The organism is Crenothrix sp., from assembly GCF_043729335.1.
Classification (GTDB): domain Bacteria; phylum Pseudomonadota; class Gammaproteobacteria; order Methylococcales; family Methylomonadaceae; genus Crenothrix.
The window spans coordinates 14,724-35,929 of the sequence record NZ_JAYTLQ010000010.1; the positions used below are offsets into that span (position 1 = coordinate 14,724).

The window sequence follows — 21,206 nt, forward strand, 5'->3', positions numbered from 1 at the left end:
AACTTAGCAATAATAGCCAGAGCAGGAATAGCTGCTAGACTGAGATACACCCGGTGCAGCAAAGGTAAAGGTAGAGGTAGATGTATTCCAACCAAAAGCTAATGCATCTGCATATGCAGTATTATTATAATAATAATGATAATAATACGAACCAGCAGTTACATTATCCAATTGGGCTGTTGTCAATTGTACAGGGGCAGCGCTAGCAGTACTAGCAGCAACACCTAAAATAGCAGCTGAAACAATAGAAAGTAAAGTTTTCATGACAATCTCCTAAATGAAATTAAAGTAGACGGCTATTCCTTACGTTGAGAAGGCTTTGCTGTGATTCGCTTTTGCCGCTGCGTAAGTTCGTTTGCCGTCGGGTAAAACAATAAGCCTATTTATTTTTTGAAACAATTCCCAATTAGTTGACTAAACCAAAGGCGTATGCCCAAAAACACCCCACCAAAAGGTGTGGGCAACTCTCGCAGCAAGCTTAATTGCTGACAATAAAAGGCACTAACTCCATTGGTATGGAAGGGGGGCTGCCAACTTCAACCATTTCAACCGTGGCACTCGCAATAGCCGATTCGCCTTGCACAAAGGCAGACACACTGTAATGCACCGTATTGCCATTATTCAGTGCAATCTGGGAGGAACTGGAAGACTGGCTGAAGCTTTCTCCTTCCGCGCCGGCTGTCACGGCATCCATTTGGGTATTGGACAAGTGGATTGATTCCGCAGTGGCTAGCCCCGCAGTACTTATCAGGATTATGCCGGGAATCACAGAAAATAATTTCGTATTCATAAGTAAATGTCCTAAATTAAATTAAAAGTGTGACGATACTTTTTAGCTTAACTTGCTCAACCTATTACAAATAAAATTCGAAGCGACGCTACCTGCGCGGAGATGTCTTAATGGCGTTCTGAGATGTGGGTAGTTAACGCTATTTGTTTCAATGCTAAGAAAAAACTGAAATATCGCCGGTTACTAGCATAGGTTTTTTTTTGCAAGAAACAATTAACCATTAGGTGTATCAACCAAAGCAGTATGGTTTCTGCCAGGCCTGCAACAGGTGTTGTTTATTCTGGAGTAGTAGAGCGAACTGAAGTATCCGCTCTACTCTATAGGGGTATGGCAAAGTCTCAAGGCATTCTCATTCAACAAAAAATATATTGTCGGTTATTTATAGGCGACAGTAAAAGAATAAGACAGTGTTCCAAACGACGACGAAGATGTGCCGCCAATCTGATTTTCAAAGGTAACACCACCCGTGGTAACTGAGGTATTGGCATTTGCCCCAGTAGTACCTGTCGCCCAAGCCCCACCGTATCCCGCTTGAAAAGTTGTTCCAATAGCGCTATTAGCAGCAGCCACTGTGCCTGTTTGCGTGGCTGATGCAGTGCTGCTTCCATAAGCGCTTGCTGTCGCAGTTGCGCTAACCGAACCTCCAGCCGTCACAGTATCCATTTGAGTGCTGGATAAGTTTACAGGCGCTGCATTCGCCACACCCACCACACCGGCCATTAAAACCACGCCGGAAAAAATTGAAAAGAATTTTGTAGTCATGACATATACTCCTAAAAATAAATTAAAAGGTTGACGATACTTAAATCTATTACCTTTGCTAGCGCATTACTGCTGTTAAGCTAAATTTTTATCGCCTAGACTAGAGTGGCGTTTTAATAAAAAAAACACAATTCGTCATTAGTTGCATAAACCAAAGGCGTACTGTAATCAGAAACACTGTTATATACCGAAAAACTTAGCAATTTTGATAAAAATGGGGACAGTCGCCCCATTTCTAATTAATCAGGTAAAAAAATTAATACCTTTGATGCCAGCTACTGGAGCTAGGCGAATTTATTGAAATTACAATAATTGACGAATAAGCATATTGTGAACCGGCTGTTGAATAATTACGGTTTATTTGCCGTATGATAACTCTTTGTCCATCTGCACTCCCTGATGTAAATGCGTTAGCCGTTGCGTCCGCACTACAGCACGCGGAGGCGCTCGCCACACCATACCCAATTTCAACATTGCCAAACTGTCTTACGACCGTATTGGTTGATGCCTGTGTAAGGGTGGTATTGCCACTGGCACTTGCATTTGCCACCGCTGTTATCGTTATTGTACCGGCAGTAACAGAATCCATTTGGGTGTTGGATAAGCGCATGGGGGCTGAACTGGCAACGTTAATGCCGCCGAGCGTTAATATCACTCCAAAGAGGGTGGATGAAAATTTTGTAGTCATGACTGAATCTCCTGAGTTAAATTGTGGGCTTGTGGCAATGCTGTAAAATTTCCGGACAGATGTTAGTAGGAAATGGCTTATGGCAAGGCTGGGAAAAGGATGACGTTTTTAAAAAAAATATACAATACGCCTTTAGCTTAATATACCAAAGGCGTAGGCATTAATATCTTTGAGAAATTTGGCGATATTTAACTTGATTCAGATTTAATATTTGTAAATAGGCTATCGATTCACCGTTAAAACTACTAGGGATTTTTAATTACATATATTTTAACTGATTGTTTTTTATTCTATATGTTGGTTTTTTGGAAAAGACGGGATACATTACTCGAAGCAATTCCATTCATGTATTCTCTGCTCCGGTTTATTGCAAATTCACTTCATCCATGCCACTTGTTTTTTAATCCGTGGAAGTCCATAAAATAAAAACAGGGCTACGCTTAAAAGCCATAAGGTATTCGGTTCCGGCACTTTGGCGACAGAAAACTCAAAGTCATCAACCGAAAGCAGCTTCGCATTATTAATACCCGGTGTAGATTCAAACGTTAAACCGATAAAGTTACCCATTGGCACAGTCATAGTTACCTTATCCAATAATTTATGCAGTAAGCCTGTTGCACCGTCCAGGTAAGATGCTGAAATAGTATTTGTTAACAGATTCAGCGATAGCTGCCATTGTGAATAATCCAAATTGTAACCTTGGATGGCGGTTTGAATAAACCCTGAGCCAGTGTTATAGCCAACAAAGTCGGTGCTAGTGCCGGGTTGTACCAATCCCATAGTAAACCCTACGCCATTGCTGCCTAACAATTCAATCCTGTCACCAAACGTACCGGGACCAAGCCCACCTCCTTCCCCTGTTCCCCAAATTTGCGGACACCACCAGAAGCTAATATTAATAGTTTTACCTGCGGTATCAAGAGGGCTAAGACCGTCCAGATCACGAGAATCCAGATCATAACCATATTTTAATGTTGGGCCATCCCATCCTTCGCTGTTAGTGGTAAGCACCAAAGCTTGGTCTGTAGTGCCGTGGTTAGTATGGTCAAAAAAGGGGTGTCCTGTGGCGTAACTGGTAGAGCCAAATTGGCTGGCTTGCGGGTAATTAATACCAATGAGCCTATGCCACAGTCCAGAACCTGGCGGTATTAGCGAGGTTAACGTTGCGCTAGAGCCACCGTTATTACTGCCATATTGGCCCGCATTGTATTGGGTAACTTCATTAAGAAAGGATTGATAACCATCTTCAGGTTCAAATCCGCCAAGGTAAGCATGCGATGTTATGGGGATGCAAAGTAAAGCAGTGATGACAGCTGGAAGTGCGGCTTTTACGGGAAATTTCATATTTACCTTCAAAAGATAACTGCTAAAGAATGAGCTACCTTTAAGACAATACAATATTCAAACGGCCTATCTGTTCGTCCTGAACTTGTTGCTAGGGCGGTTCAATGAGTTCATGGGTATAGAGTCCCAAAAACGAATTGACCGCACCATCTGTCCTAAATGCGTAGCTAGAGAATGTGTAAGTATTCACCTCCCCCTTTGAAAAAGGGGGATCGAGGGGGATTTATTTAAAAAACCTCCCCTAACCCCTCTTTTTCAAAGAGGGGGACTGAATGATTACGAAAATGTTAGGAACGTATCCCCGTTCCAACACGTTAACTCAATTAAATATAGACTATTGTGCACAAAATATTACAAGACACTTTTTTTGCTTAACGTGTTTATAAAAAATAATATTCATGCTGCAAACTTAGCCTATCCTAAGATAAATACAATGTCTTTCAGGCAAACTTTCAATACGGCTCTATAAAGTCAAGTCCGGTATTTGTATGCTTACTAAACCTTCAAAACTTAAACCACTATGATGACTTTACCTACGCACCTAAAGCTATTGGCTGTATTGCTGTGTCTACCATTATGCACACACGCAGAAATCTACGAGTGGCAAGATACCGGTGGCCATAAGCATTTTTCAGATCGCGGCCATGCTGATGCTAAAACAATCACCGTAAAGCCGGGTTATAGTTATCAGGCCATCAAAACCGTTTACGATGGTGATACCGTAGTATTGGAAGACGGCCGTAAAATTCGGTTATTGGGGATTAATACGCCGGAAGTGAGGCATCGAGATAAGCAAGCTGATGCGGGTGGCGATGAAGCCAAACAATGGCTAATTAATAAGCTGAAAAACACCAAAATTCGTCTGCAAATCGATGAGGAATTAACTGACAAATATAAAAGAACGCTAGGACATTTGTTTACGGAAAACAAACAACACATCAATCTGGAGCTAGTAAAAGCCGGTTTAGCGGAGGTCAGCATTTACCCGCCTAATCTGCTGTATACCACTGAATTACTAGCGGCGCAGCACCAAGCTGAGCAAGCCAAATTAGGTATTTGGCAGCGCCCAGAATATGCGGTACAACCGGTTAGCGCGCTAACAGAAGCAGGCCATACTGGCTGGACACGTTTGGCCGGTAAAGTGCTTAATGTGCGGAATACCCGAAAGTCAGTGTATTTGGAGTTTTCAGATAAGTTTGAAGCGCGTATTGAACGTAAATGGCAGTTTTTATTTCCCGATGTGAATAACTATAAGGGCAAAAATCTTGAAGTGCGCGGATGGCTAAATAGAAACAGAGGACGATTTTCTATGCTGATTCGCCATCCTAGCGCGATGGTTTCTATGAAGTAGGGTTTACACACATAAGACGGAACACTCAATAAGTCACACCGTTCGGCTGAGCTTGTCGAATGGCTCACCACGAACAGTTCCTTCAGCTGTACCGACTTAGTTGGAAGCCAAATGTAGCAAGAAATAAGGTGATTTATGAAAATAATCTACCAAGCTCTCATGGAGTTCATGTAGAGAGACGCAAGATTTTGCGTCTCTACGGCGTAAATTTTCGTCGAAAACTATCTGTAATTGAACGCTAACGTGGATAGGTTGCAGCGTTTTCATATCAGGTGAATAACATTAATTATTAGCAGCGGAGTACAAACCTAGGTTTGTACTCCATCGAATATAGCTAATCGGTACTTAAAACGCTGTAAAAATGTGGATAAACTGTGCAGTGCCAAAGTGGTGTAAGCCTATTAACTGATCCAGATGCCGCCGTTAAATACCCCGTCGGTACTTAGGCCAGTGGTTGTCAGCCCTGTTAATTCAATTAAGCTATCTTTAGCGGCGCTATCTTGAAATACATAGCTGTTATTTAACGCGTTAAAGACCACAGTGTTACCTGAGGTATGAATATTGGTGTGTACATAACGCAAGACATCAGCAAAATTGCTTTTGCTAATGGTAAGTGCCTGGGCATAGTTATCATTGTCATCAAAGCTGATTAAACCGTGGCTGATATGATGACTGGCGATGGCTCCTGCATTTATGCCATTTACTTTGACATTATCCTTAGCAATAGGGTGGAAAGGTAGATCAAGTTTATCGGCATCGGCATGAAGAACACCGTTGCTGACCAGCTTAAAGCCACTTACTTTATCAAAATGAGCCACGGAGCTGTCGCCAATATTAATACGCACGGTATCTTGTGCGGCTTGGGTTTCCGTTAAAATATAGCTGTCTTTCCCTAGGCCGCCGATCAGTACATCTTTACCTTCGCCACCTAATAGTGTGTCATTCCCGACACCACCTGACAGCGTATCATTACCCAATCCTCCTTTAAGTGTGTTCGCGCGCTCATTGCCGATTAAGGTATCGTTACCGCTACCGCCTGTAGCATTTTCAATAAAACTGCCATGGCCTATAAAGAATTGGTTTTTGGCTAGAATACTCGCTGCCTTGCTACCGACATAATTCCAGCTACCGGGCTTAAGATTAATAGTAACAGGCAGGGTTTGCGTACTGGCGGTAAGTGTATCGATACCGGCACCATCCCAAATATATCTATCTTCGGGTGTATAAATATCATTACCGGCTCGCACGTTGTGATTAACGCCATATAAATAATGCAAGGTTGCTTTGTCAAACAAACCCAGATCAACGACATAGTCCTTATTGGATTGATAGCTCATGACGCTATTAACAGTATTGTCTTCAGCGCCACCTAATATGGGCTTTTCAAACAAATGCTTCATACCCAAAGCATGGCCGGTTTCATGTAAAAGCGTGGCAAAGTTACCGGTAATTACACCGTTACTCAAAGACATATCTTGGGTTTTAACATTAATATGTACATCGCTATCGGGAGGATAAGCGCCAAACCCCCCTGCATTTTGAAAGTTAAAAAAACTTAAATCGTCCCGAAAAAAACGCAAATCAATCGCCGCAGCATCGGTTTTTTCAGTGAAGGTAACATCAGCTACTGCACTGAATTTTGCCAACGCATCGCGCACTGCGGTTTGTTGCATGGAAGAATAAGGTGCAAAACCTTTAAATTCAGCTTGAGCCTTAGAAACAAAACTGTAGGTAAATGAATGCGCTTTACCAATCCCAAGCTGTGTACCGCCACTGACCAAGCTGTCTATAAAATAAGGTAAAGCCCGTACATTTTTAGCGAGCACAGCATTTTCTATACCATCAGGAATTTTGTAATCATCCACCGAAACATAAACCGTATCGTTGCCTGCTGTTTCATAAATCGTATCTTGCAAATCGGTGATGTAATAACGGTCATTGCCCTCGCCACCTAACAGGGTGTCTTTACCGGCACCACCGGCCAAAATATCGTTGTCGATACCGCCATCAAGGTAATCATCACCCGCACCACCGTTAAGGCTGTCGTTACCGTTTGCCCCGGCTAATTTATCATCACCGTTATCACCATTTAGCGTATCGTGACCTTCTTCCCCGACTAATAAATCACCACCAGCGCCACCTGCTAAGCTATCGTCGCCTTGTCCGCCATATAATTCGTCCTTACCGATACCGCCTTGCAGATTATCATTGCCTTCTCCGCCCGCCAGAAGATCATCTCCCGCACCACCCAACAAGGTATCTTGGCCAGTGCCGCCATTCAATTGATCGTTGCCTGCCAAACCGTCAATTCTGTCTGCCCAATCGAAAACGCCCTGGATTTGATCGTTACCGGCGGTACCTTTAACGATTTCAAGTTTATCGGCAATGGCCTTATCGTTAGCTTGCCATACCGAGCCATCTGCAAAGGTAAACTGATTGATCTGATAATTTGCACCAAAAAAATAATAAGGAATTTGCACCTGGCTATCGCCATAAGTCAGCGTTAACGTGCCTTTTTCGAAATCACGAACGGCTTTGGTAATCGCTGAAGGAAGCAGGTCGGTAAAATTTAGCACATCGACACTGCCGTCAACATCGTAGTTCTCAATAACGTCGCGGCCGCCATGGCTTGTAATCAAGTAAGTATCTGCGCCTTCACCGCCGTACAGCACATCATTGCCAGCACCACCGCTCAAATTATCCTTACCGGCAAGCCCGTAAATTTCATCATCACCCAGGCCACCGTTGAGTGTATCATCGGTAGGCATTCCATATATTTTTGACATTAGTTTTTTCCGAAGAGCTGAAGCTTGCCAAAAGCTTAGTCAATACAGGGCATTGAGAAGAATTAAAATACAAAACTGTGGACGGTGTCACAAAAAACAGCGTAACAATGTTAGCGCAATTGCGTGTGCTGACTTTACCGAACATAAGCGCGTGCGCGTATAATTGCGTTACTACCTATTCGACTCAGGAAATCCTTTAATGCCCAACCTCTCATCGCGTTTTTTAGATAAAGAATGCACTATTGCTGCACCCGGCTTTAACCGTTGGCTATTGCCTCCCGCCGCGTTAGCTATACATTTATGCATTGGTATGGCGTATGGTTTTTCGGTTTTCTGGCTGCCTTTATCTAAAGCCTTAGGCATTAAAGACAGCATTGCTTGCGACGCGGGCATTAGTTTTTTTCAAAAGTTAGTCGTCACCGACTGCGATTGGAATATTTCTACACTAGGTTGGATTTACACTTTATTTTTTGTGTTTTTAGGGTGTTCTGCGGCATTGTGGGGTGGCTGGCTGGAACATGTCGGGCCACGTAAAGCGGGTGTTGTTAGTGCCTTGTGTTGGTGTGATGGCATGTTGATTTCGGCTGTGGGTGTGCATTACCATCAATTTTGGCTGATGCTGTTAGGTTCGGGTGTTATTGGTGGTATCGGATTAGGCTTAGGCTATATTTCTCCCGTCTCTACTTTAATCAAATGGTTTCCTGATCGACGTGGCATGGCGACTGGCATGGCCATTATGGGTTTTGGCGGTGGCGCGATGATAGGCTCGCCATTGGCAGTGGGTCTAATGAAGCATTTTGCTACGCCGACCGACGTAGGTGTTGAGGCTACGCTGGTTATTATGGCGGCAATTTATTTTGTATTTATGATGTCTGGGGCGCTAGGTTACCGTATTCCGCAATCGGGATGGCAACCTGAGGGCTGGACACCGCCAGTTCTTAAAACGAACAACACGCTGATTACCCAGCGTCATGTGCATGTTAAAAATATTTTTAAGATCAAGCAATTTTGGTTGCTGTGGGGGGTGTTGTGCATGAACGTCAGTGCTGGTATTGGGGTGATTGGTATGTCATCTCCCATGCTACAGGAAGTGTTTGGTGGGCAGTTAATCGGTGTCAGCAAAACCTTTAGTGAACTCGATAAAATACAACTTAGCGCCTGTGCGCCTATTGCCGCCGGTTTTACTGCGCTATTAAGCTTATTCAATATCGGTGGACGTTTTTTTTGGGCAAGCTTATCCGACAAAATGGGGCGAAAGCTCACCTACAGTATTTTCTTTGTGTTGGGCTGTGTGTTGTATATCAGTATTCCTGGCAGTGCCAGCGCAGGAAATCGCCCCTTATTTGTTGCGGCTTTTTGTCTGATTTTAAGCATGTATGGCGGTGGTTTTGCCACTGCGCCCGCTTATCTTGCGGATTTGTTTGGTACGCAAATGGTGGGTGCTATTCATGGTCGCTTGCTGACGGCGTGGGCTACAGCGGGTATTTTAGGGCCTGTGATTGTCAATTACATGCGTGAATATCAGTTGGGTCAGGGCATTCCGCGTGAGCAAGTCTATAACCAAACCATGTTAATACTGGCGGGTATGTTGGTGATTGGTTTCGTGTGTAATTTACTGATTCGTCCGGTGGCGGATAAATGGTTTATGAATGATGCCGAGTTAGCAGAAGAAAAGCGTCTTGCCCATGAAAAAGTTACGGTGGCCAAAAATATACATAACACACCCACAGTGAATCAATCCAGTAGCGTAATATTGGTTTTGACAGCGTGGTTAATGATTGCTGTTCCGTTGGGGTGGGGAATTTATAAAACTCTGGCTAATGTGGCCAAGTTTTTTTCTTAAAATAATTTGCTCAACACCGTTCGTACTTGTTCAGTCCCCCTCTTTGAAAAAGAGGGGTTAGGGGAGGTTTTTTAAATAAATCCCCCTCAATCCCCCTTTTTCAAAGGGGGAAGTGAACACTTACCACCGCTCTAAAAAACCAGCTGGATAAATCGCTTAAGATTCCTTTGCGTTTAATCAATAAAGAAACGGATATTCCTAGTAAACTTACTGGGCGAACCCATTACCATTGAGGAGAAACTATGCAAGCATTTAAAGTAAATCTTAAAAAAACCCTGGCTTTTTTAATAGCCAGCTCTGTTTATATGACCTGTTACCCCGTTTTTGCAGAAACTGCAACAGACATTCAAGATATGCACCACGAGCAAACTAGCCTTGATTGGCCCGGGCTTTATTACGGTTTTATGCCGTGTACCGATTGCAAGGGCATAAAAACAACGCTCGCTTTAAACAAAAATAATACCTATGTTTTAAGTGCTGAATATGTCGGTAAATCTATAAGGGAATTTGTAGAAAAAGGTAAGTTTGACTGGAGCGATAAAAAAGATACCATCATTTTGACACCGCGCAAAGGTGATGCAAAGCCGCAACAATACCTGGTGAGTGAAGACAAACTTGTTAAGCTTGATGAAAACGGCAATCCGTTTACTGGCGATCTTGTTGAGCGGTATACGTTGCGAAGAAAAGATATCACAGCAACACCGCCATCCCATTCATCCCATTAAGTCATTTTTGTGTACACGGCAAAAACTTAGAGTGATGAAGAATATCTCTAAATTATATTTTTTGTCGTGTTCTAACTACCCAAAAGAGAACCTTATGACTGAGCTACATAGAATTACCACTAATCCGCAGTTATGCGGCGGTCGTCCTTGTATTCGTAATATTCGTATTCGGGTAAAAGATATTCTCGATATGCTGGCATCGGGCGCTGATAATGAAGAAATATTGGAAGACTACCCTTACCTGGAGTCCGAAGACATTAAAGCCGCTCTTCAATATGCAGCGTAACAAATGGGTCACTCGCCGTAAAGAATTACTCAATTGGTTTGAACGATTATTACCTATTATTGAAGAAAAACTGACTGCGGGAGAATTGTTGGTGGAACTCATTTAATGGTATATACAGAAAAAAGGAAGCACCTGTGACAGCAAACCAAACGCTAATACAACGTGATCATAAAGTGTTATGGCATCCCTGTACCCAAATGAAAGACCACGAAACCTTTCCTATTATTCCCATAAAACAAGGGCAGGGCGTGTGGCTGGAAGACTTTGATGGCAACCGTTATCTGGATGCCATCAGTTCCTGGTGGGTTAATTTATTTGGCCATGCCAACCCTATTATCAACGCCGCGCTTAAAGATCAGTTGGATAAACTGGAACACGTCATCTTTGCAGGTTTTAGCCATGAAGCTGCTATAGAACTGGCTGAACAATTGGTGGCCATAACGCCAGAAGGTTTATCAAAATGTTTTTATGCCGATAATGGCTCAGCAGCTGTCGAAGTTGCCTTAAAAATGAGCTTTCATTACTGGCGTAATCTGGGGCAAACACAGAAAACTAAATTCATTACCTTAGAAAACAGTTATCACGGTGAAACGCTGGGTGCATTGGCGGTTGGCAATGTGGCTTTGTACAAAGAAACGTATGCGCCACTGCTAATGGATGTCATTACTGTACCAGGGCCGGATTGTTACTTTAGGGAAGACGGAGAAACATGGCATGATTACAGCGTACGCCGTTTTGAGTTAATGGAGCAAACCCTGCGGCAACATGCAGACCAGGTGTGCGCCGTTATTATAGAACCCTTGGTGCAATGCGCTGGCAATATGCGCATGTACGATGCTATCTACTTAAAATTACTGCGAGCGGCGTGTGATAAATATGGCGTACATTTAATTGCCGATGAAGTTGCCGTCGGCTTTGGCCGCACCGGCACTTTATTTGCCTGTGAGCAAGCAGCGATCAGCCCTGATTTTATGTGTTTATCCAAAGGTTTGACGGGGGGGTATTTAGCGTTGTCGGCTGTTTTGACTACCGATACTATTTATCAAGCGTTTTATGATGACTATCAAAAACTCACCGCCTTTTTGCATTCGCACAGTTATACCGGCAATGCGTTGGCGTGTCGGGCAGCATTAGCCACTATAGGCATTTTTCAGCAACAGGCTATTATTGCCAACAACCAACAACTGGCAAAAATTATGGCGCAAGCTGCGCAACGTTTTAACGACCATCCCCACGTTGCCGAAGTGCGGCAAACTGGCATGATACTGGCCATAGAAATGGTTAAAAATAAACTCACCAAAGAACCGTATCCCTGGCAAGAACGGCGCGGTGTTAAAGTCTATCAGCATGGTTTGTCACAAGGCGTTTTACTGCGGCCACTGGGTAATGTTATTTACTTTATGCCGCCGTATATCATTACTGAAGCGCAGTTGTTCCACATTGCCGATGTCGCTTGGCAAGCTATCAACTTTGCGGTGCAAGACTAAATGCGGGTTTCCAGATTATACACACCGGTAACGCTGAACAGCGGTAAAGTCATAGCGCTGGATGACGAAGCCAGCCATTACATCAGAACCGTATTGCGCCTTAGAAAAGACACCAACCTGATCCTGTTTAACGGCAATGGCTGCGAATATTGTTGCCGCGTAGCCGATGTCACTCGCAAAGCCGTGATGATTGCGATAGGCGAACGCATAGATCGTAGCGTCGAATCGCCGTTAACCGTTACCTTAGGCTTAAGTATTTCGCGCGGTGATCGCATGGATATGTCGGTACAAAAAGCCGTGGAATTGGGGGTTAACGTAATTACACCGTTATTAACCGAACGTTGTGTAGTGCAATTGACCGATGACAAAAAACAGCAACGTCTAACGCATTGGCAAAAAATTGTTCAACATGCCGCCGAACAAAGCGGCCGCACTTATCTGCCGCCTTTAAAACCCATACAAAAATTAGACAGTTGGTTACCTGCTCAAAACGGCTTAAAAGTGTTTCTTGATCCTTATGCCACAACGTCTCTGTCAGAGTTACAGCCTGAAAATCTGCATGTGACTTTACTTGCAGGGCCAGAAGGTGGTTTTTCTAGTGCGGAACGCGAGATGGCAAAAGCCGCCGGTTTTATTCCCGTGCGGTTAGGTGCGCGTATCCTGCGTACAGAAACCGCATCTTTAGCCGCATTAGCCGCCGTGCAAATGTTATGGGGAGACTTTGGGCTGTGAGACTCTATCTGTATGCGCTAGTGCCGTTGTTGGTGTTATTAGGTGCAATTTCTTTGGCATGTATAGTTGGCTATTTTGTGGTTCATGGTATTGATGCAGACGTGCCACTGCGCAAAATCATCAGAAAATCGACGCAAGGGTTTTTGCTGCTGAGTATTATTCCGGCCATGTTTTATCTTAAACTCAGTAAACAAGAACTGGGGATTGCTGAAAGATCGGTATTTATAAAGCAACTGCTACACGGCTTTGCATTAGGTTTTTTGACGCTAATGCCGGTGTTTGTAATCCTGTATTTATTAGGCATTAATGTCGTTGATAGCACACAGCCATGGACATGGGATTGGTTAGCTAAAAAACTGGTCATTGAGCTGTTGCTGGCGCTGCTGGTTTCATTGTTTGAAGAACCGATTTTTCGCGGGATACTTTTGGCCGGATTAAGACGAAAATTACCGCTGATGTCCGCTGTTTTTATTACAGCATTTTATTACGCCATCCTGCATTTTTTAGACAGCAAAACGCTTATACCCAAGCAAGATTTAAATATATTCAGTGGCTTTCAATTATTCCAGGAAGCATTTGTTAATGTATTGAACCCTCAGATTTTATCGGCTTTCTTTTCCCTATTGATGGTAGGTATTTTTTTAGGTTTACTAAGAACGCGGATACCCGCCAGTTTAGGGTTGTGCATAGGCTGTCACACCTGTTGGGTGTGGCAAATCAAGATGAGTAAAACCCTGTTTAATACCGATTATCATTCAGAGTATATTTATTTAGTCAGCAATTATGATGGCGTTATCGGGCCTTTGATAACAGTGTGGCTGGCGATTGCCATTGCGCTATATTTGTCGTTTTACTCTGTCAGAGCTTATCGGCAAAAATCCCAAAACCACGTATAGCTTGCGAAGCTATGGCCGCTTAAAGCTAACTTTTAGTTAACTACAGTATACATTGGTAAATTCTTAGTAGATTCCGTTATTTAAAGCTTACTTCCATCGTTAGCTTCTGGTATATTCAAGCCGCAGCAATTTAGCTGACCGACTGACCGAAATAAGCTTGTTGCAAAGCAAATATAATAAAAATTAATTTAAGAGGTGGAGAGCCGTTATGATTGAAGGGTTGTTTGTAATAACTACCATATTTGTTTCTTACGTTGTTTACCAGATTGTTAACGAACCAAAAACAACAAACACGCCAGAAACACCCCAAGTACAGCCTGAGCCTAAGGCGGTGGTTGAAACGCCTGCAGAACCTGAGAAGCCAGCTACTGCAAGCGTGTCTACACCCAAAGCAAAACCGGCAACTAAAATAGAAACTAAGGTGGAAGCCAAGCCAGAAGTGGCGCCTGTTGCTGTTGCGGTTGTGCAAGAAGCACCTGCTAAAGTGGCGGACGTTGAGGATCAAGGTGCCGATTCAGCCGAGCAAAGTACAGCGAAAGCCGGCTTAAAAAATCCAAAAACCGGGGAAGTCGTACTTGTTTACAGTAATTATCGCTTTGCTAAACGTTGGGTAAAAGAGGCATTAGTCTCTGAAGGCTTGCTCGGTAAAATTTATAAGAATAACGAGTTGAACGCGGATGTTGAAGCAAAGATAAAAACCGCCTTAACAAAGCTGGAAGCTATCGATAAATATCGTCCTTAAGTATTAGTAACCAGCAGTATTTTCTGCTGGTTACTCATCATCCAAATTAAGCTTTTTCAGCCGGTAACGAAACGATCTGAACGACAAGCCCAATTGCTTGGCCGACGCCGTTTTGTTCCAGCGATTTTCTTCTAAGGCCGCCATGATGGCGGTTTTTTCAATTTCTTCCAGATAATCTTCAAGTGATCCCATAGAAGGATCATATAGCGGCGAATCAGCTACATGACTCACCCCTATCGGCAAATTTAAATCATCTACTTCTATTTTGCTGCCATCATAAAGCGCCAGTGCGCGTTCCAGAATATTTTCAAGTTCCCTGACGTTTCCAGGAAAACTGTACTGTTGCAGCGCTTTTAACGCCGCTGTTGATAGTGTTACGGGGTTATCGCCGGTTAACTTGGTTAAAATATGGGCAGTCAAATCGGGAATATCGGCACTTCTATCCCGCAAGGGTGGAACTTGCAAATCGATAACGTTGATACGGTAGTATAAATCTTGCCTAAAAGTGCCGGCTTGTACCATTTCGGCAAGATTTTTGTGGGTGGCGCTCAATAAACGCACATCAACAAAAACTTCTAACTGGTCTCCTACGGGGCGTATTTTCTTTTCTTGAATGGCCCGCAGTAGTTTAACTTGCAACGATAAAGGTAAGTCGGCAATCTCATCCAAAAATAAAGTGCCTCCTTCCGCCGCTTGAAACAAGCCTTTTTTATCGGTAATCGCGCCGGTAAAACTGCCTTTTTTATGGCCAAAGAATTCGCTTTCCATTAATTCAAACGGAATGGCCCCGCAGTTTATTGCCACAAAAGGACGGTCGCTTCGTGGACTTTGTTGATGAATCAACCGCGCCACCAATTCTTTACCCGCACCAGATTCTCCGCTGATATACACAGGCGCTTGGCTTCTTGCCAGCTTATCTATTTTAGTGCGAATTTCCCGCATGGCAGGCGACTCGCCTAACAGCAGATGACGGGTGCGTCTTTCTTTATCGCTGGAGGATTGCTGGTTAAGTTTTAAGGCACTGCTAATAATTTGCCGCAGCGCCGGTAAATCAATCGGCTTGGAAATAAAATCAAAGGCACCTTTCTTCATGGCTAAAATCGCCATATCGATGCTGCCATGAGCAGTAATAACGGCTACGGGAATAGGCTTTGGTAGCAGTTGTATATAATCAACAATCTCAAGGCCGCTGCCATCCGGCAAGCGCATGTCGGTGAGGCAAAGATCGACTGATTTTTGCTTTAAAATATCTTTGGCTTCGCTGACATTTTCTGCACTGTAGGTTTCAATGTCCATCCGGTTGAGAGTGATTTCTAATAACTCCCGGATATCGGGTTCATCGTCGATAATTAATACTTGCGGCTTACTCATATTGCAATCCTTATATCGTTGGCATCCATTAGGAATATTCGAAAACAGCTGTGGTTATCACTGGTTAAATAATAACGCAAGGTAGCCTGGTTTAATTCGGCTAACTCCTTGGAGATATAAAGTCCAAGGCCGGTTCCACTGGATGAGGTAGTAAAAAAAGGTTCAAATAAACGCGGAATATGGTCAGGCTTTACTCCAGGTCCCTGGTCAATAATTTCTATGCATGGGGCTTGTTGATAGATGTAAACCCGTAAGGTAATAATGCCGTTGTCTGGATTGCCGTATTTCAAGGCATTACGGCATAAATTGTCCATAATTTGTTTTAAATGCCCCGGATCCATATAAATGACCAAAGGCTCTTTGGCGAGTATTAGATTAAAAGACGACATAGACGCCCCGTGTTCAATCACAAAATGCTCTAAATAATCTTTTAGCCATAATTGCAAAGAGATTGCATCGCGTGTGGTCGCGCCTCGTCTGGATAATTGCAAAATATCTTCAATAATGCAATTAACGCGGCTGGAATGGTTTTGGATAATTTCCAGTAAGCGCAAATCCGGTTTGGATAAATCGGGATTCTCTGATAATAATTGCCCAGCATGGCTGATTGCACCCAGCGGATTGCGTATTTCATGCGCGATGCTGGCGGTCAATTGCCCTAAAGAGGCCAGTTTGCTTTGTTGAACCCGTTGATTATAAACGGCCATATTTTCAAAAGTAACTAAGTAATAAACATTTTCGGGTGTGGGTAGCACAGTAAAACGCACATGCAGCTCTAATTGATTTGGCAATTTAAGCAACACAAAATCTTGCTTGGCATCGTTTAGCCAGTCCTCAAAAGAGCTCTCCAAAAGCTCGGAAATCTCGGTAAGTCGCTGGGGTTTTATCAGGGTATGTGTCAACTTTAATGCGGCATCATTCGCCATTTCAATGGTTTTTTCCGGGTTAATAATAACAATACCCGATTGCAAATTTTGAATAATATAGCGATTTAGCTCTTCCAGATTGATGATGGTTTTTTTCTGTTGAGTGGCAATTTTTAGCATGTGTTCGCTGCGGCTTGCCAATACAAATGATAACAAGGCAATGGCAAAAAAAGACGCGCCTAACATGCCTGCGCTAGGATAAGCCGTGGTCACAAAGCTATGCGTTATTGTGGCATACACCTGTTCAGCCAACACCGCTAAACTGGCCATGGCGGCAAAAACCAAGGCACATCGCCCGCCCACTAACAGGCCGCCAGCGGCAATGGATACCGCTAGCATAATACCCACGCCGCTACCGATGCCGCCACAGGCATGCATTAATAGGGTAAAGATAATAATGTCGCTGAAAATCAGTAATTGTGCTTGAACGCTATAGCTTAAAGGCCGCCAAAATACCAGGATAGTCGATAAAATGCACACTGCAAAATAGCCGTATAGGCTATAAGAGTAGAGATGTGCATCATAAGAACCCAGAAACGATGATCCGGTTTTGCTGTAAAATAAAACTCCAAATAAACACACACAAACAAAACGATAGCCTAAAAAAACTTTGAGTAATGTCCAGGCCTGGCGTGCAGGAATGCCATAGCCCGTCGAAAATGGGCAAGGGAAAATGATGTCAGTGTTATTATCCGGCATGTTTTTTTAAGGTAGCGTTTTGCGGGGACTTGGTTAGAATAGTCAGCATACGTTGCTAAGCATAGCAGCGATAAAAAAACTCGCCGATTTTTAGTGTCCATCAGGAGTGGCAATGAATATTCATGAATACCAGGCAAAACAGCTGTTTCTCAATTATGGAATACCGATACCTGATGGCAAGCTTGCTATCAGTGCTGAAAACGCCAGCCAAGTGGCGCAAGAACTGGGTGGAGACGGTTGGGTAGTTAAAGCCCAAATTCATGCCGGTGGCCGAGGTAAAGTGGGAGGCGTAAAATTAGCTAAGACATTTACTGATGTAGCCGCTTTTACCGATGCTATGCTGGGTACAAAATTGGCAACCGTGCAAACGGACGCAGCAGGTTTACCCATCAATAGTGTGTTGATTGAAAAAATCTATCCCATCAAACGTGAACTGTATTTGAGTTTAGTGATTGACCGAGCCCAACAGCGGATGGCGTTTATTGCCTCGGCAACTGGGGGTATGGATATTGAAGCCGTTGCTGAACATTCGCCTGAAAAAATCGTTACTGTGCATATTAAGCCGGCTGCGGGTTTGCAGGCTTATCAATGCCGGAAAATAGCGTACGCGTTAGCTTTATCTGGCGTACAAGTAAAAGCGCTGGAAAATATCATGCACAGTATGGTGCAGTTGTTTTTAGACAAAGATGCCAGCCAAATTGAAATTAACCCCTTAATAGAAACGGATAGCGGCGAGCTGATGGCGCTGGATGCCAAAATTAATTTTGATGATAACGCCTTAAGCGCACATCCTGATATTGCGGCCATGAAAGACGGCAGCCAGGAAGATGACCGGGAAAACCAGGCGCAGCAGTTTGGCTCTGTTTATATCACTTTGGAAGGCAATATTGGCTGCATGGTTAATGGCGCGGGTTTAGCGATGGCGACAATGGACATTATTAAATTAAAGGGCGGGCAACCCGCCAACTTTTTGGATGTAGGCGGTGGTACCGATCCTGAAAAAGTGGCGCTCGCTTTTAAGCTGATTTTATCTGACAGCAATGTCAAAGCCATATTAATTAATATTTTTGGCGGCATTGTTAAATGTGATGCCATCGCTGAAGGTATTTTGGCCGCCGTAAAAGAAACGGCAATTAATCTACCGATAGTGGTTAGATTGGAAGGTACAAATGCACAATTAGGCCGGGATTTATTAAATCAATCCGGACTTAATCTTACGGCGGCTGATGATCTGGATCATGCTGCCGAACAAATTGTTATGCTGGCGGAGGCGCAATGAGTATTTTAGTTAACAAGCACACCAAAGTACTCTGCCAAGGATTTACCGGCAAGCAAGGCACCTTTCATTCCCAGCAAGCACTGGATTATGGTACAAAACTGGTCGGTGGCGTTACCCCCGAACGCGGCGGCAGTTTACATTTGGGTTTGCCAGTATTTAATACCGTACAAGATGCAGTCAGCGCAACAGAGGCAACTGCTACGGTTATTTATGTGCCGCCGTTTTATGCCGCTGATGCTATTTTAGAGGCGGTAGATGCCGGTATTAAATTGATTGTGTGTATTACTGAAGGCATTCCCATATTACACATGCTCAAGGTAAAAGCCGCTATGCAAGAGTCGCAAGCGATTTTAATTGGTCCCAACTGCCCAGGTATTATTACCCCAGGCGAGTGCAAAATAGGCATTATGCCGGCTCATATCCACCAACCTGGTTTTATAGGTATTGTGTCCAGATCAGGTACCTTGACGTATGAAGCCGTTCACCAAACTACCCAACAGAACCTTGGCCAAAGCACCTGTGTAGGTATTGGCGGCGATCCGATTCATGGTATGAACTTTGTTGATGTGTTAAGCCGCTTTCAGGAAGATGAGCAAACCCGTGGCATTGTCATGGTCGGTGAAATTGGCGGCGGTGAGGAAGAAGAAGCCGCTGAATACATTAAAGCCCATGTGACCAAGCCCGTTGTTGCTTATATAGCAGGGCGTACTGCACCGGCTGGGAAGCGTATGGGACATGCCGGTGCAATTGTCAGTGGTGGTAAAGGTGCAGCATCATCGAAAATTGCTACTTTGAAAGCAGCGGGAATTGAAGTGGTCAACTCGCCTACTGATATTGGTTTGGCCATGAAGCGTTGCTTTTGATTTTTTGTTTACAAAAGCACAAAAATATAAATAACACATTCAATAACAAACACTAGGAGATAATAATGGGTTTTATGCAAGGCAAACGGGTGTTAATTGTGGGCTTGGCCAGTAATCGTTCGATTGCCTGGGGAATTGCCCAAGCCATGCACCGTGAAGGCGCTGAACTGGCGTTTACTTTCCAAAACGAAAAATTGCAAAGCCGTGTGGTAGAAATGGCCGAACAATGTAATTCAAACATTATCCTTGAATGTGATGTCAGCCATGATGACCACATTACTAACGTATTCACAGAATTGGCCAAGCAGTGGGATGGTCTGGATTGTATTGTACATTCAGTCGCTTTTGCGCCGCGCGATGCACTGAATGGCGATTATGTTGAAGTGACCACCCGTGAAAATTTCAGCGTAGCGCATGATGTCAGTTCATACAGTTTTACGGCACTGGCTAAAGCCGGACGTGCCATGATGGCAGGCCGCAATGGTTCGTTGCTGACTTTAACCTATTTAGGCGCGGAACGTGCTATTACTAACTATAACGTGATGGGCGTGGCCAAAGCCAGTTTGGAAGCCAATGTACGTTATATGGCCGTCGCTTTAGGGCCAGAAGGTACGCGTGTTAATGCTATTTCCGCAGGCCCGATCAGAACCTTGGCAGCTTCTGGTATTAATGATTTTAAGGCTATGCTCAACAAGGCCGTAGATACCGCGCCATTAAAACGCAATGTCACTATTGATGAAGTCGGCAATGCGGCGGCATTTTTGTGTTCTGACCTGGCATCGGGTATTACCGGTGAAATCACTTACGTTGATTGTGGTTATAATATTGCAGGCTTGGCAGCTTCTTAAGCTGATAAATCTTCTCGTAGAGACGCAAAATTTTGCGTCTCTAATTTCAAAATTGCCATTAGTTTATAGAACAGATAACGTCAACAGGAAAACAAAAGCCAAAATAACATACAGGGTAAAAACGCCTTTGCGGCTTAAACCAGCCCTGAATTTTTTGTATTCTGCTAATAGCTCAGCTTTAATGTTGCCTGATTTTAGAATACGTTTGCATTGGCCGTTAAACGTTAGTAGCTCTTCTTCCGCTTCTTCTGCAGAAATAATCTCCATAACTTTTGAAAAATAATGCCCGCACTGTGTACATTTAATAGCATCTTTATTTTGTGTATAACCACACGATGGACATTTGTTCATAGCATTCTCCTAAAAAGGCTTTTTAAGCCAGGATACATTTACAGCAACCCTAAAGTTAATTGTTATGGCAAACGATACGGATCCATCACAATCGATTTTACCTTACGCCCCAACATAATAATTTTACCGCTATAACGCTCATAGCCAGTGGATGAGAATTCAAAGCTAAACGTACGTTTTAATTGGATTTTTCCAGCGCTATCCCTTTGAAAACCCAGGTTGCTTAAGGCGATGTAAGCATCCAACATCTGAACCTCCATCGCTAAACAATAGTCTTTGGTAGCGTTAAAAGCGATTTCTTTTACTTTTTGCGCGCTAGTCCAATACCAAAAAGCACCAAGCAAAAGGCCAATAAAAATAATATCATCTATCATTGTTTGAAAAAATAGGGTGTAGTACAGAGGTGTGTTGCATAATTATCGCAAATAACAACACTT

Annotated in this window: 21 protein-coding genes; 12 read left to right on the forward strand and 9 right to left on the reverse strand. The window is 43.5% G+C overall.

Translation table 11 applies throughout. The features are described 5' to 3' along the window. Positions 1-3 precede the first annotated feature (3 nt). The 3 genes from ACHZC4_RS02980 to ACHZC4_RS02990 all read right to left on the reverse strand — a co-directional run bounded on the left by ACHZC4_RS02980 (position 4) and on the right by ACHZC4_RS02990 (position 1,552). Entirely contained in the window at positions 4-264 is a 261-nt protein-coding gene (locus ACHZC4_RS02980; RefSeq protein ID WP_394752295.1) for a hypothetical protein, read from the reverse strand. A gap of 214 nt (positions 265-478) precedes the next feature. Then, positions 479-790 carry a hypothetical protein gene (locus tag ACHZC4_RS02985; protein WP_394752296.1) on the reverse strand — a complete coding sequence of 104 codons (312 nt, stop codon included), beginning with the start codon at positions 788-790 and terminating at the stop codon, positions 479-481. 375 nt (positions 791-1,165) lie between these two features. Continuing rightward, complete coding sequence (locus tag ACHZC4_RS02990; RefSeq protein WP_394752297.1) at positions 1,166-1,552, reverse strand: hypothetical protein; 387 nt, start codon at positions 1,550-1,552, stop codon at positions 1,166-1,168. Positions 1,553-2,025: 473 nt separating this feature from the next. Between ACHZC4_RS02990 and ACHZC4_RS02995 the strand changes: the two genes are divergently transcribed. Beyond that, a complete protein-coding gene (locus ACHZC4_RS02995) occupies positions 2,026-2,286 on the forward strand; it encodes a hypothetical protein (RefSeq protein ID WP_394752298.1) in 261 nt (86 codons plus the stop codon). A 329-nt stretch (positions 2,287-2,615) separates the two neighbouring features. On the opposite strand, the gene ACHZC4_RS03000 is transcribed toward ACHZC4_RS02995, so the two are convergent. Then, positions 2,616-3,584, reverse strand: a complete 969-nt coding sequence (locus ACHZC4_RS03000) for a hypothetical protein (RefSeq protein ID WP_394752299.1) — start codon at positions 3,582-3,584, stop codon at positions 2,616-2,618. A 520-nt stretch (positions 3,585-4,104) separates the two neighbouring features. On the opposite strand from ACHZC4_RS03000, the gene ACHZC4_RS03005 reads away from it, so the two are divergent. Next, the gene (locus tag ACHZC4_RS03005) at positions 4,105-4,935 is read left to right on the forward strand and encodes a thermonuclease family protein (RefSeq protein WP_394752300.1); all 831 of its coding nucleotides are present in this window, start codon (positions 4,105-4,107) and stop codon (positions 4,933-4,935) included. A gap of 401 nt (positions 4,936-5,336) precedes the next feature. Here ACHZC4_RS03005 and ACHZC4_RS03010 read toward each other — a convergent pair whose 3' ends face one another. Continuing rightward, complete coding sequence (locus tag ACHZC4_RS03010; RefSeq protein WP_394752301.1) at positions 5,337-7,721, reverse strand: calcium-binding protein; 2,385 nt, start codon at positions 7,719-7,721, stop codon at positions 5,337-5,339. 199 nt (positions 7,722-7,920) lie between these two features. On the opposite strand from ACHZC4_RS03010, the gene ACHZC4_RS03015 reads away from it, so the two are divergent. The 7 genes from ACHZC4_RS03015 to ACHZC4_RS03045 all read left to right on the forward strand — a co-directional run bounded on the left by ACHZC4_RS03015 (position 7,921) and on the right by ACHZC4_RS03045 (position 14,432). Continuing rightward, the gene (locus tag ACHZC4_RS03015; protein ID WP_394752302.1) at positions 7,921-9,564 is read left to right on the forward strand and encodes an OFA family MFS transporter; all 1,644 of its coding nucleotides are present in this window, start codon (positions 7,921-7,923) and stop codon (positions 9,562-9,564) included. A gap of 242 nt (positions 9,565-9,806) precedes the next feature. Continuing rightward, positions 9,807-10,289: a copper resistance protein NlpE gene (locus ACHZC4_RS03020; protein WP_394752303.1), complete on the forward strand. Its 483-nt coding sequence runs from the start codon at positions 9,807-9,809 to the stop codon at positions 10,287-10,289. A gap of 94 nt (positions 10,290-10,383) precedes the next feature. Further along, positions 10,384-10,575 (forward strand): DUF433 domain-containing protein, encoded by a 192-nt coding sequence (locus ACHZC4_RS03025; RefSeq protein ID WP_394752304.1) that lies wholly within the window; start codon positions 10,384-10,386, stop codon positions 10,573-10,575. A gap of 134 nt (positions 10,576-10,709) precedes the next feature. Beyond that, entirely contained in the window at positions 10,710-12,062 is a 1,353-nt protein-coding gene (locus ACHZC4_RS03030) for an adenosylmethionine--8-amino-7-oxononanoate transaminase (protein WP_394752305.1), read from the forward strand. Further along, on the forward strand, positions 12,063-12,794 hold the full coding sequence (locus ACHZC4_RS03035) for a 16S rRNA (uracil(1498)-N(3))-methyltransferase (protein ID WP_394752306.1): 732 nt from the start codon (positions 12,063-12,065) through the stop codon (positions 12,792-12,794). Continuing rightward, positions 12,791-13,690, forward strand: a complete 900-nt coding sequence (locus ACHZC4_RS03040; RefSeq protein ID WP_394752307.1) for a type II CAAX prenyl endopeptidase Rce1 family protein — start codon at positions 12,791-12,793, stop codon at positions 13,688-13,690. The genes ACHZC4_RS03035 and ACHZC4_RS03040 overlap by 4 nt, the downstream gene beginning before the upstream one ends. A gap of 208 nt (positions 13,691-13,898) precedes the next feature. After that, a complete protein-coding gene (locus tag ACHZC4_RS03045) occupies positions 13,899-14,432 on the forward strand; it encodes a hypothetical protein (protein WP_394752308.1) in 534 nt (177 codons plus the stop codon). Between the two features lie 30 nt (positions 14,433-14,462). Here the strand turns inward: ACHZC4_RS03045 and ACHZC4_RS03050 are convergent, their stop codons facing one another. Together ACHZC4_RS03050 and ACHZC4_RS03055 are read right to left on the reverse strand one after the other, a co-directional pair. After that, a complete protein-coding gene (locus ACHZC4_RS03050; RefSeq protein WP_394752309.1) occupies positions 14,463-15,803 on the reverse strand; it encodes a sigma-54-dependent transcriptional regulator in 1,341 nt (446 codons plus the stop codon). Beyond that, the gene (locus ACHZC4_RS03055) at positions 15,800-17,428 is read right to left on the reverse strand and encodes a sensor histidine kinase (RefSeq protein WP_394752310.1); all 1,629 of its coding nucleotides are present in this window, start codon (positions 17,426-17,428) and stop codon (positions 15,800-15,802) included. The genes ACHZC4_RS03050 and ACHZC4_RS03055 overlap by 4 nt, the downstream gene beginning before the upstream one ends. 112 nt (positions 17,429-17,540) lie before the next feature. Here ACHZC4_RS03055 and sucC point away from each other — a divergent pair, with 112 nt between their 5' ends. The 3 genes from sucC (at position 17,541) to ACHZC4_RS03070 (ending at position 20,418) form a co-directional block, all read left to right on the forward strand. Further along, complete coding sequence (gene sucC / locus ACHZC4_RS03060) at positions 17,541-18,707, forward strand: ADP-forming succinate--CoA ligase subunit beta (RefSeq protein WP_394752311.1); 1,167 nt, start codon at positions 17,541-17,543, stop codon at positions 18,705-18,707. Continuing rightward, on the forward strand, positions 18,704-19,570 hold the full coding sequence (sucD, locus tag ACHZC4_RS03065) for a succinate--CoA ligase subunit alpha (protein ID WP_394752312.1): 867 nt from the start codon (positions 18,704-18,706) through the stop codon (positions 19,568-19,570). The genes sucC and sucD overlap by 4 nt, the downstream gene beginning before the upstream one ends. 65 nt (positions 19,571-19,635) lie before the next feature. Further along, positions 19,636-20,418 (forward strand): enoyl-ACP reductase, encoded by a 783-nt coding sequence (locus tag ACHZC4_RS03070; RefSeq protein WP_394752313.1) that lies wholly within the window; start codon positions 19,636-19,638, stop codon positions 20,416-20,418. A gap of 63 nt (positions 20,419-20,481) precedes the next feature. Here ACHZC4_RS03070 and ACHZC4_RS03075 read toward each other — a convergent pair whose 3' ends face one another. Next, positions 20,482-20,769, reverse strand: coding sequence for a hypothetical protein (locus tag ACHZC4_RS03075; protein ID WP_394752314.1), 288 nt, complete (start codon positions 20,767-20,769; stop codon positions 20,482-20,484). A 62-nt stretch (positions 20,770-20,831) separates the two neighbouring features. Next, positions 20,832-21,143: a DUF3301 domain-containing protein gene (locus ACHZC4_RS03080; protein WP_394752315.1), complete on the reverse strand. Its 312-nt coding sequence runs from the start codon at positions 21,141-21,143 to the stop codon at positions 20,832-20,834. Between the last annotated feature and the right edge of the window lie 63 nt (positions 21,144-21,206).